General features: G+C 49.5%; 12 protein-coding genes. 4 read left to right on the top strand and 8 right to left on the bottom strand.

The window, feature by feature from the left end; translation table 11 throughout:
* The coding region (locus ACTBZS_RS05670; RefSeq protein ID WP_463043538.1) for a PD-(D/E)XK nuclease domain-containing protein at positions 1 to 445 on the top strand (445 nt) is incomplete at its 5' end.
* Positions 446 to 511: 66 nt separating this feature from the next.
* Here ACTBZS_RS05670 and ACTBZS_RS05665 read toward each other — a convergent pair.
* Positions 512 to 1,369, bottom strand: coding sequence for a YicC/YloC family endoribonuclease (locus tag ACTBZS_RS05665; protein WP_460430725.1), 858 nt, complete (start codon positions 1,367 to 1,369; stop codon positions 512 to 514).
* 112 nt (positions 1,370 to 1,481) lie between these two features.
* On the opposite strand from ACTBZS_RS05665, the gene rph reads away from it, so the two are divergent.
* Positions 1,482 to 2,198, top strand: a complete 717-nt coding sequence (gene rph, locus ACTBZS_RS05660; RefSeq protein ID WP_460430724.1) for a ribonuclease PH — start codon at positions 1,482 to 1,484, stop codon at positions 2,196 to 2,198.
* 3 nt (positions 2,199 to 2,201) lie between these two features.
* Here the strand turns inward: rph and nudB are convergent, their stop codons facing one another.
* From nudB to ACTBZS_RS05625, 7 genes are read right to left on the bottom strand one after another with little or no spacing between them, the layout of a single operon-like run.
* Positions 2,202 to 2,642, bottom strand: a complete 441-nt coding sequence (nudB, locus tag ACTBZS_RS05655; RefSeq protein WP_463043537.1) for a dihydroneopterin triphosphate diphosphatase — start codon at positions 2,640 to 2,642, stop codon at positions 2,202 to 2,204.
* 6 nt (positions 2,643 to 2,648) lie between these two features.
* The gene (locus tag ACTBZS_RS05650) at positions 2,649 to 3,266 is read right to left on the bottom strand and encodes a response regulator transcription factor (protein ID WP_463043536.1); all 618 of its coding nucleotides are present in this window, start codon (positions 3,264 to 3,266) and stop codon (positions 2,649 to 2,651) included.
* Positions 3,263 to 4,582 carry a mechanosensitive ion channel family protein gene (locus ACTBZS_RS05645; RefSeq protein WP_463043535.1) on the bottom strand — a complete coding sequence of 440 codons (1,320 nt, stop codon included), beginning with the start codon at positions 4,580 to 4,582 and terminating at the stop codon, positions 3,263 to 3,265. The genes ACTBZS_RS05650 and ACTBZS_RS05645 overlap by 4 nt, the downstream gene beginning before the upstream one ends.
* Before the next feature lie 29 nt (positions 4,583 to 4,611).
* Positions 4,612 to 5,301, bottom strand: a complete 690-nt coding sequence (lolD, locus tag ACTBZS_RS05640; protein WP_463043534.1) for a lipoprotein-releasing ABC transporter ATP-binding protein LolD — start codon at positions 5,299 to 5,301, stop codon at positions 4,612 to 4,614.
* Entirely contained in the window at positions 5,294 to 6,535 is a 1,242-nt protein-coding gene (locus ACTBZS_RS05635; RefSeq protein WP_463043533.1) for a lipoprotein-releasing ABC transporter permease subunit, read from the bottom strand. The genes lolD and ACTBZS_RS05635 overlap by 8 nt, the downstream gene beginning before the upstream one ends.
* Before the next feature lie 10 nt (positions 6,536 to 6,545).
* Positions 6,546 to 6,764, bottom strand: coding sequence for a hypothetical protein (locus ACTBZS_RS05630; RefSeq protein ID WP_460430718.1), 219 nt, complete (start codon positions 6,762 to 6,764; stop codon positions 6,546 to 6,548).
* Entirely contained in the window at positions 6,761 to 7,822 is a 1,062-nt protein-coding gene (locus ACTBZS_RS05625) for a C40 family peptidase (protein WP_463043532.1), read from the bottom strand. Before ACTBZS_RS05625 ends, ACTBZS_RS05630 begins: the two co-directional genes overlap by 4 nt.
* 127 nt (positions 7,823 to 7,949) lie before the next feature.
* On the opposite strand from ACTBZS_RS05625, the gene ACTBZS_RS05620 reads away from it, so the two are divergent.
* Together ACTBZS_RS05620 and ACTBZS_RS05615 are read left to right on the top strand one after the other, a co-directional pair.
* On the top strand, positions 7,950 to 9,632 hold the full coding sequence (locus ACTBZS_RS05620) for an ABC1 kinase family protein (protein WP_022653919.1): 1,683 nt from the start codon (positions 7,950 to 7,952) through the stop codon (positions 9,630 to 9,632).
* Positions 9,633 to 9,775: 143 nt separating this feature from the next.
* On the top strand, positions 9,776 to 11,488 hold the full coding sequence (locus tag ACTBZS_RS05615; protein ID WP_463043531.1) for a cation:proton antiporter domain-containing protein: 1,713 nt from the start codon (positions 9,776 to 9,778) through the stop codon (positions 11,486 to 11,488).
* Position 11,489: the final 1 nt, after the last annotated feature.

The raw sequence follows: 11,489 nt of genomic DNA, 5'->3' as shown, positions 1-11,489 counted from the left end.
GGGCAACTCTTCATTGCCACATCAATACACCGGACAGTTATATCGGTTGCTCAGCAAAGCGGATGTTTCCAAGTTGGAAACCCTACTGCATTCCCTATTCGCTAGTATTCCCTATGACTGGCAACGCAACAACGCCATTGCTCAATACGAAGGCTATTACGCCAGCGTGTTCTACAGCTACTTCGCTGCCCTTGGCTTAGACATCCGCCTTGAAGACATCACCAACAAAGGCCGTATTGATATGGCGGTATTGTTTCATCAACAAGTCTATTTGTTTGAATTCAAAGTTGTTGAAGCCACACCACAAGGCAAAGCCTTACAACAACTACAAGACCGAGGCTATGCCGAGAAATACCGCAGCCGAGGTGAGCCGATTCACTTAATCGGGATTGAGTTTAGCCGCGAACAGCGGAATGTAGTGGGGTTTGAGTGGGTTACTCTTTAAGTCAACAAAGTCCCTTTTGAAGGGACTTTGGTAGAGTGTTGTGATGATATGGTATTCAGTGAGGTGCTACTCGATATTCTGCACTTGCTCTCTCATTTGTTCAATCAACACTTTAAGTTCAACTGCAGTTTGCGTGGTTTCTGTTGAAACCGATTTTGAGCCGAGGGTATTGGCTTCACGATTGAGTTCTTGCATTAAGAAATCTAATCGTTTACCCACTAAACCGCCTTTATTCAATGCCCGACGGACTTCGGTCAAATGTGTATGCAAGCGTTCAAGTTCTTCATCAATGTCGATTTTTTGTGCAAACAGAGCAAATTCTTGCTTTAAGCGATCATCTTCCACTTGTCCATCTAACGCTTCTTTTAACCGCGTGTTCAGCCGTTGTTGCCATCCTTGCAAAATCGCTGGCAATTTCGGTTTAATTTCTTCCAACAAACCATGAATGCGATCGAGACGATCGATCAACACTTGTTTAAGTTTCTCCCCTTCTCGTCCACGTGAGGCGGTGAACTCTTCCAAGGCCCGTTGTAAAGCCTCAAGACACTGACGGCTCAGTGAATCATTATCTTGCCCTTGGCTCTCTAATACGCCCGGCCAACGTAACAGCTCTCCAACAGAAAACCCGCGTGCCTGTGGACTGTGGGTTTGCACAATTTTTGCTGCCTCAACCAACTGAGATAACAAGGTTTGGTTGATTTGTAACTCACCTTGTTGAGCTGGATTTGTTTGTAAACTGATGCGACATTCGACCTTGCCACGATTGACATGATTGGCAATCAATTCCCGTAGTTTAGGTTCTAAGCTGCGGAATTCCTCCGGCATCCGGAATTGCACGTCAAGATAACGGTGGTTCACGGCTCGGATGTCGAGAGCTAAGGTGCCCTGCGGTAAATCACAGCTAACTGAGGCGAAGCCTGTCATGCTAAGTATCATATTGATGTCCCAAAAATTCAGAGATCGGAGCGCTTTGCCTCCGGCCGCCTGCACTATACATTAGAATAAGATTTTCTATTTAATCAGAAAGACACACTTTATGCGCACTGCACAGCGGCAAGCCAATCAACTCCGGCCAATCTCTTTTACTCGTCACTATACCTGCCATGCAGAGGGCTCGGTGTTGGTGTGTTTTGGTCAAACCAAGGTGTTATGCACCGCGACAGTGGAAGAAAATGTGCCGAGTTTCTTAAAAGGGAAAGGGCAAGGCTGGGTCACGGCCGAATATGGGATGTTGCCGCGTTCAACCCATAGCCGCATGCGGCGTGAAAGCAGCGCTGGCAAACAATCGGGACGTACGCAAGAAATTCAGCGCTTAATTGGTCGCAGCTTACGCGCAGTAGTGGATTTATCCGCTTTAGGTGAACGACAGATTGTGATTGATTGTGATGTGATTCAGGCTGATGGCGGTACGCGCACTGCCAGCATTTCTGGTGCATATGTTGCATTACACGATGCCATCAGTGGCTTATTGGCCAAGGGCTTGTTAAAACAAACACCTTTGCGCGAGGCGGTGGCGGCAGTCTCGGTGGGCATTGTAGAAGGTGTACCACTGTTAGACTTAGACTATCCCGAAGACTCAAACTGTGAAACTGATATGAATGTGGTGATGACTGCCTCAGGGGGACTGGTGGAAGTACAAGGCACCGCCGAGGGATTGCCCTTTTCTCGGCAACAGATGAATGAATTATTAGATTTAGCCAGCGCCGGTATTCATGACATCATTCAATTACAACAACAGGCGCTGGCCAGCTAAAAACTAGCTTGTTTTCGTGCCTAAATGGCAGATCGCGGCGGCATTGCTTGGAGAAAATACCTTTTCTGCCGCGTGCTGCCACGGTAACCAACAACTGGCGGTATGTTCTCGCTCGGCTAAACGCACTTCGAGTGGGGCGGGAACACAAAATCCAAATACCCGTTCCGTGTTATGGGTGACACCGGGGGCATAGCGTGCTCGCCAGCGGGGATAAATCTCATATTGGTTTTCTATTTCCCAATCGACCAACTCCCCCTGTGTGAGGTTTAACCCCGTTTCCTCTGCCAACTCACGAATAGCCGTGGTACGCCAATCTTCATTGTCTTCTCGGCTACCCGTCACCGATTGCCAGCCATTGGCAAAATCAGCTCGTTCAATCAGTAAGACCTGTTTATCTGTGGTGTGAACGACCACTAAGACAGAATACGGTTGTTTATAGGGCATACAATATCAATCCGATTTAGCTGCATGAGGGCGGTATTGAGCCAAAAGCCCAGCCAGTTCGACCGCCGATTTTACGCCCATTTTTTCCATGACTCGCGCACGGTGCACCTCAACAGTTTTAATGCTGATGTCCAAACTGTCCGCGATTTGTTTATTGAGCTTTCCTGCTAAGACCAACCGCATTACTTCTTGTTCACGATCGGTCAGCTGGTTAAGCGCACTGATAATTCGTTGTTGTTGACTTTGTTGTTGTCGGTTTTGTTGATCTTGGCTGATGGCTTGTTGCACCCGCGTTAATAACAACACATCATCAAACGGTTTTTCCACAAAATCGAACGCCCCCATTTTCAATGCGGATACCGCTAAGGGGACATCTGCATGGCCAGTGAGAAAAATCGCCGGTGGACAATAGGGGCGCTGTAACAGTCGCTCAAACAGCATCAGCCCGCTCATGCCCGATAGCCGCATGTCCAAAATCAAACAGGCAAACCGTGAGGCATCGTCTTGTAACAAGGCTTCGCCACTGGCAAAGGGTTGTACTGCTAGCCCATTCGATTCCAGTAGCCAAACCAGTGCTTCACGCACTGCCTCGTCATCATCAACAACAGCAAGTAAAGGGCTCATGGTAGTGGATGCGGTTCGCTGTGAGTGGGCGGAGGAGAAGCAGGAGATAGCATTCTGACCTCATGTTGTGGGAAGGGAATCTGCACTCCGTGTTGTTCGAAGGCACGCCAAATCGCCAGATTCAGCGCTGATTTTGGCCCCATTAAGCCATTTTCAGGGTCGCCAATCCAATAACCAACGGTCAGATTGATGCTGCTATCTAAAAATCCCACAACAAAAGCAGTCGGGGCAGGATCTTTCAAAATACGGGGTACCGACTCAGCGGCCTCCACCAAAATTTTTAAGGCCAACTCTAAATCGGTGCCATAGGCTACACCAACAGAGGCGCTTTGCCAGATGGACTTATCAGAATACGATTGGTTGATCACAGTATTGGCAATAAAATTTTCATTGGGGATCAGTGCTTCGGTGCCATCAGCAGAGCGAATTACCACATAACGTGCTGTAATTTGTGTGATATTGCCTGTTCGATCACCAATGGTGACGCGATCTCCCACTTGCACCGAACGGTCGAGCAAAATGATAAAGCCCGAGACATAGTTACTGGCGATTTTTTGCAGACCAAAACCCAAACCGACACCTAAAGCGCCACCAAATACAGACAAGACGGTCAGATCAATGCCCACAATTGGTAAAGCAATTAACACCGCCCCAACCATTAACAGCGTACGTGCCAATTTCGAAATGACAATCCGCAAACTCATGTCCAAGTGGTTGAGCGTCATGACTCGGCGATCTAAGGTGCGGCTGACCCACATCGCCCCAAACATAATCACCGCTACCCAGAAAATGCCCGACAGAATCATCAGCAAATTCAGCTTGGTTTTGCCTACCGCGAATGAAATCGACTCCATCCAAACAATCAGTAGCTCATTAAAACCCAATAAATGACTGAGATAGAACAACCACAGGATGGACGATAAAAAGTGTTCGGTACTGCGTTCTAATTTACCGGTGGGTAAGACGTTGCGTACCAACGCCGCGACAATCCGAATCACCGCAAGCCAAAACAGCGTAATCGATGCAACAACTAACAAGCTGTGAGGTTGGTCAATCGCATAGCGAGCAATTAAGAAAGCAAGACCCGTGAATGCAGCAGCAGACAAGGGCAATACCATCCGAAACAGCGCATAGGGTAGCAGTTGGTCATAGCGTTCGGGATGGTTTGAGAAAAAGCGTTGAAACACTTTTCTGGCAATCCAGACGCCGCAGTAGATGGCAACGGCAATGATGGCGAGTTGGACTTGTCCTGCTGGTGTGATAACGATATCTACAAAGCGGTCAAATTCTGGTACACGATCGAATAAATCTTGCATGAAGTCCCCTGTCGATGCGAAAGAAAGGCCTAGACAGGGTGTAATACCCCATCTTGCAGCTGCAGGCGGCGTTGGGCACGCGCAGCCAATTGTGGGTCGTGGGTGACAATAATGAGGCTGGTGCCCAAGTCGGCATTCAGTTCTAACATTTCAGCAAACACTGTCTCTGCATTGCCCCGATCCAAATTGCCGGTGGGTTCATCAGCTAACACACACGCTGGACGAGTTACCAAGGCGCGAGCAATGGCGGCCCGTTGTCGTTCACCACCGGACAATTCACTGGGCTTGTGATGTAGGCGATGCGCTAACCCCACTTTGCTTAAGATCTCGCTGGCAGCTTGCTGTGCGTCAGGACGGCTTTGCCGCCGAATCAATAACGGCATTGCCACATTTTCCAGTGCCGAAAACTCGGGCAACAAATGATGAAACTGGTAGATAAAGCCAAGATATTGATTTCTCAAGCGACCTTTTGCCGCCTCTGACAGGTTGGCCAGCGCCTGCCCCATAATATGCACACTGCCGCTGCTGCTGTGATCTAGTCCCCCGAGAAGATGAAGCAGGGTACTTTTACCAGAACCCGAAGCACCAATGATGGCGATGCTGTCTCCTGCGGCAACTGATAAATCGACATTCGACAACACAGTGACCGCGCTCGGCCCTTCTAGATAGGTCTTACTGATACCTTTGGCCTCAATCACCCACGGTGTGACGTTATTCATAACGCAAAGCCTCCGCTGGTTGCGTCCGAGCGGCACGCCAGCTTGGATAGAGGGTGGCTAAAAAGGCTAATAGCAGAGCAATGCCTGCAATCGTGAGCACATCCGGCCATTGCACATCCGAGGGTAAGGTATCAATCAAATACACTTCCGAAGAGAGAATTTTTGCACCGACCCAGTGTTCTACCGTACTGACAATGCTGCCGAGATTAAGCGCCAGTACCACACCGCCACCCACCCCTGCTAAGACGCCCATGACCCCCGAGGCGGCCCCTTGTAACATAAAAATCTGCATGATTGAGCGTGGCGATGCGCCTAAAGTACGCAAAATCGCAATATCTGCCCGCTTGTCTGTGACGACCATGACCAAGGTGGAGACCAAATTAAACGCTGCCACTGCCACAATCAGCGTCAAAATAATAAACATCATCCGTTTTTCGATTTGTACGGCGCGGAAATAGTTGGCGTTTTGCTCGGTCCAGTCAGTGACAAAAGCCTGTTCATTTAACATCCCGAGCAGCGCCTTTTTCACCTGCGGCGCATCGAGTGAGTCGGTCAGTTTTAACCGTACACCGCTCACATCTTGTCCTAAGCGGAACAAGAGCTGGGCGTCTTGTAGATGAATCATGGCCAAGGAGGCATCATATTCATACATATCGACTTTGAAGATGCCGCGTACGGTAAATTGCTTTAAACGCGGCAGCATACCTGCTGGCGTGACTTGGCCTTGTGGGGTAATCAGGGTGACTTTATCGCCAACGCCAACCCCTAAAGCGCGTGCTAACTCCACCCCAATCACCACCCCAAACTCACCACCGCGTAAATCCGTCAATTGGCCGCGTAGCATGTGCTGGCCAACATCCACCACCTGATTTTCCAGTGCCGGTTCGATGCCGCGAATCATCGCCCCGCGTACATTACCTGCCATCGACAATAAACCTTGTGCATTGACGAAGGGGGCCGCGCCAATCACGTGAGGGACTGTACGGGCAGCGTCGGCCACCTGTGGCCAATAGGCAAGGGCACCGCTGCTGCCTTGAATTTCAACATGCGATGCCACGCCTAAAATGCGCGAGCGGATTTCTTTTTGAAAACCATTCATCACCGACAGCACCACAATCAACGCGGCCACACCCAAGGCAATCCCAATCACCGACACCAAGGAAATAAAAGAAATAAAACCATTGCTGCGCCGCGCTCGTACATAACGCAACGCGATGAAAGACTCAAAATTCATATGGTGGATGTTATCGCTCGTGATAAGGGTTTTCGAGTTGTTGCATCAACTCCGCCATAAAGTCACGAACTTGGATTGGGTCACAACCCATCAAGATCGCATCTTCAAAGGCATCTTGTGCCACTTGTTGTAGTTCTACTAAGTTTTCCTGCATCACTTTAATTTTTTCGACACAGGCCACTGGCTGACCTTGTGGGTCGAGCCAGACCGGGAAAGAAGGAACTGTCATCGTTTTGTGGCTTTTTTCTCAGAGGTTGGACTGGTTTTTTTGCTGGCAGCAGCTTTTACACGTTCTTTGCGCGCATCGGTTTTTTCTTTTACTTTGCTTGTGCTGCTGGCTTTTTTATTACTGTTCTTGTCCTGTCCTTTACGGTTTTGTGCTTCACGCGCATTTTGTTTACGCTGGTTTTTGCGGTCGGTCACGCTTTCTTTGCCTTTGTTTTTCTTTTCCTTCGCTTCGCGTGCGGCTTCGGCAGCTTTTTCTTTCGCTGTTAGCTTTTTCGGTTTGCCTTTGGCATCGAGTTCAATTTTCTTACGTGTGTTTTCCACCGGACGATACAACTCACGCCGCGCGGTTTCGCGTTCTTTTTTGCGTTCAGATAACAAAGCCGCAGCACCGAGGCCAGTGGCACCAATTGCAGCGGCTGCTAACACAGGTGCGCTGCTGCTGGCGCTGGCTGTATTGCCGCTTTCCTCGGCAAACTGCGCAATCGCGTCCCGTTCACGCGGTTTTTTTGCCACCACTTCATCACGAACATCGCCGGCAAAGGCATTGCCACGGTTGATGCGACGAGCACCATTAAAACGCCCAGCCCAATACGACGCACTCATGCTGGCAATCTCAATGTTTTTTCCTGTTCGCGGTGCATGAACAAAGCGACCATTGCCGATATACAAACCGTTATGGGAATTGGCAAAACCACGGGTGTTGAAAAATACAATATCTCCCGGTTTCAGTTCACTGCGGTCGATACTGCGGCCAATTTGGGCTTGTTCGGCGGCGGTACGCGGCAGATTGACCCCAATTGAGCGTTGGAAAATATAACGAATAAAGCCACTGCAATCGAAGCCGTTGGTGGGGGTGGTGCCGCCAAAGCGATAGGCAATGCCCATCAAGCTCATGGCTTGCAGAATTAAATCACCTACCACCGCTTCTTCTGCTGTGGCACGCGGTTCGCCACTGCTGGCGCGGGGCACGGGGTCGTCATGGCCATCGTTGGGTGCTGCATGCGCCAACTGGACGACACCGGCAAAGAGGAAGGCTAGTAAGCCGATAGCTAATCTCATAGACTGGACTGTAATTGAACGGCGTCATTTATGTAAAGAGAAGCTAATATTCTCATGTCCTTAGCTGACGCTCATCATGTTGCTGGTTAACCTAAGGCAGATTCTGCCGCGCTGTGATGCGATGTCAATGTTAAAAGAAACCTTTATTGCCATGCGCGATCTGCCTAGATTGCGCGAAATCAGTGCCATTTTAATCCGACATGGCCTCGGAGAGTTCGCCCAACGCTTAAATTTACCGAAAGCGATGGAAAAAGCCGGTGAATGGCTGCACATGCCATTGCCCAATGCGGCGGATTATTTAGATACGCCTGTGCGTTTGCGCCGTGCCTTGGAAGACCTTGGCCCCACTTTTATTAAGCTTGGCCAAATTCTTGCCACGCGAGCGGATGTGTTTGCTGCCGATTGGATTACCGAGTTTGAGCGTTTGCAAAGCAATGCCCCTGCCCTACCCGAACAAGCGGTACAACAACTGTTACAGGCCACATTAGGCTGTGATCCTGAAAGTGTGTTTAGTTTTTTTGATCCACAAGCGATTGGCTCGGCCTCGATTGCACAAGTGCATTATGCTCGGCTACATGATGGCACCGAAGTCGCAATTAAACTACGGCGCCCGAATATCGTTGAAAAAATTGAAGCAGATCTCCGCATTTTGGGTTACTTGGCCGCATTGATTGAACAAGAGTTCCCCGAAGCCCGACGTTATCAGCCATGTTTGATTGTGAAACAGTTTGCGCGTGCTTTGCGGCGTGAACTGAATTTGGCGGTTGAAGCGCGCAATATGGAGCGGTTTGCCAAAAATTTTGCTAACGAGCCCCACATCGTGGTGCCGCAGGTATTTTGGCAACACACACAGCAAAATCTCAATGTACAAACTTTTATTCATGGCATTCCCGCTAATCGCCTTGACAGTGTGGATTTAGCCGGTTTGGACCGAAAGTTATTAGCAAAACGTGCGGCTGATGCCATCCTCAAAATGATTTTGGTTGATGGCTATTTTCATGCTGACCCACATCCCGGCAATGTGTTTTTTCTGCCGGATAATCGGGTGGTGTTTGTCGATTTTGGGATGGTGGGCCGACTTTCTCCGCCTCGCCGCGAAGAGTTGGCCGATTTGTTGGCTGCCTTTGCCCAGCGCAGTGAGCGTGCGGTGTTCGACGTGTTGATTAATTGGACACAAGACAGTGAGGTAGATGAGGTCCGTCTCAATGAAGACATTGCCGAGTTTTTATTTCAGTACGATCAAATTCAGCTCAAAGACCTCAATCTCTCGCAACTGATTCACGACATTATGGCGTTGATGCGTGACCATGCGATTGTATTACCGGCTGATTTAGCCATGTTATTCAAAGCTTTGATTACCCTAGAAGGGTTGGTCAGACAATTAGATCCTTCATTTCAAATGGTCAACCACCTTACGCCCTTTGTTCGCAAAGTGGTGGCCGAACGTTATCAGCCAAAAGAATTATGGCGAAAAGGTAAAGCAGGTTTGGCCGAACTGGCCAGTGTGTTGGGTGATGTACCGCATGATATGTTGCAGTTGGCCAAGGAAATTCGACGCGGTAAGTTCCGCATTGATTTAGACCTAAAACGGCTCGACCACTTTGGCCAACAGTTAGATAAAAGTGCGAATCGTCTGACCATGGGGATTGTTACTGGGTGTTTAATTATCGGCTCGTCGATTGTGATGACAGTGGATGCCGGCCCCATGCTGTTTGGTCTGCCGTTGTTTGGTTTTCTTGGTTTTTTAGTGGCATTTGCCAACAGTTTATGGTTGATGTGGTCGATTTGGCGTTCAAGTAAACATTTTTAATGTTTTGTTTTGAAATGGTTTTTTTGCGGTAAGAGTAAAAAACTTGCTTAGAGAAGAAAAAAATAGCCTCGTCTAAGTTTTTTCTAATCTTACGCTGTTTTAATGGCTGCCATGTCTTAGTAAAAACAGATAGGTGAACCGCGATGGAACATAATATTTCCTTGATTACTACGATTGCCTCCGGTTTTGCCATTGCCTTGGTCTTGGGGGTCATTGCTGAACGACTGCGCTTGCCGGCTTTGGTTGGCTATTTACTGGCCGGCATTATGATTGGCCCCGGTACGCCCGGTTTTGTTGCGGATGTGCATATTGCTAGCCAACTGTCTGAAATCGGCGTGATGTTGTTGATGTTTGGTGTGGGCCTACATTTTTCGATGCGTGATTTATTGGCGGTGAAGCGAATCGCTGTACCGGGGGCGGTGGTGCAAATGTCGATTGCGACTATCCTCGGCATGATGGTGGCGTCGTGGTGGGGCTGGCCGTGGGGACAGGCGCTGGTCTTTGGCTTGTCATTATCGTGTGCCAGTACCGTGGTGTTGCTCAAAGCCCTTGAAGTACGCGGCATTTTAGACACCATGAATGGTCGTATTGCCGTGGGCTGGTTGGTGGTTGAAGACTTAGCGACTGTGTTGATTTTGGTCTTGCTGCCGCCATTGGCCGGCATTTTAGGCAGTCAAACGGCTAATACTGGTGCGAGTGACACAGCGATTTGGATCACCATCGGCCAGACTTTGTTACAGGTATTTGCGTTTATTGCCTTGATGTTGGTGGTGGGGCGGCGGGTGATGCCGTGGTTGTTGTGGCAGGTGGCGCGGACGGGTTCGCGTGAATTGTTCACTTTGGCGGTGATTGCTGCAGCGATCAGTATTGCCTACGGTGCTGCGATGTTGTTCAGCGTGTCGTTTGCACTGGGTGCCTTTTTTGCCGGCATGATGATGCGCGAATCTGAGTTTAGCCATCGGGCAGCAGAAGAGTCGCTGCCACTGCGTGATGCGTTCTCAGTGTTGTTCTTTGTCTCGGTGGGGATGTTATTCGACCCGAAAATTATCATGGAACAACCGGTGCAGGTGTTGGCGACGGTATTGATTATTATGTTTGGCAAAACCTTAGCCGCTGTCGGTTTAGTCTTGTTGTTCCGTTATCCCTTTAACACGGCGTTAACCGTGGCGGCTAGCTTGGCTCAAATTGGCGAATTTTCGTTTATTTTGGCTGGTTTGGGATTGGCGCTGGGTTTGTTACCGCAAGAAGGCATGAGCTTGGTATTGGCGGGGGCGTTGATTTCGATTGCCTTAAACCCTCTGCTGTTTACCTTGGTGCAACCGCTGAAAAAATGGCTGTTGGCCCGTTCGGCATGGGCGCGGCAATTGGAACAGCGGCAAGACCCGTATGCAGAGCTGCCAATGAGCACCGAGCGTCATTTTTTATCGGGACAGGTGGTGTTAGTCGGCTATGGCCGAGTCGGTAGCCGGATTGCCTCTGCCTTAAAAGAACGCGGTATTCCCTTTGTTGTCGCGGAACAAAATCGCGAAGTGGTTGAAGCCTTGCGGCAACAGGGCATGGCTGCCGTCTCAGGTGATGTGACAGACCCGGCGGTGTTGATTCAAGCCCATATTGCCAATGCAGCGATGTTGGTCGCTGCTTGCCCCGATCCGTTGGTGATTCGGCAAATGATAGAAACTGCGAAAATGCTGAACCCCAATATCGAGGTGGTGTTGCGTAGCCATAGCGAGGAGGAATCGCTGTTATTTGAAAAAGAAGGTGGGACAGTGTTTTTTGCCGAGGAACAATTGGCCAATGGCATGGCGCAGCATGTCTTGGCACGATTTTCTCCTAATACCGACCATGCCCACGGATAAA

This window comes from Aquaspirillum sp., from assembly GCF_055136605.1.
The sequence above is the reverse complement of the archived record's forward strand: the minus strand, read 5'-3'. Positions and strand labels throughout refer to the sequence as shown.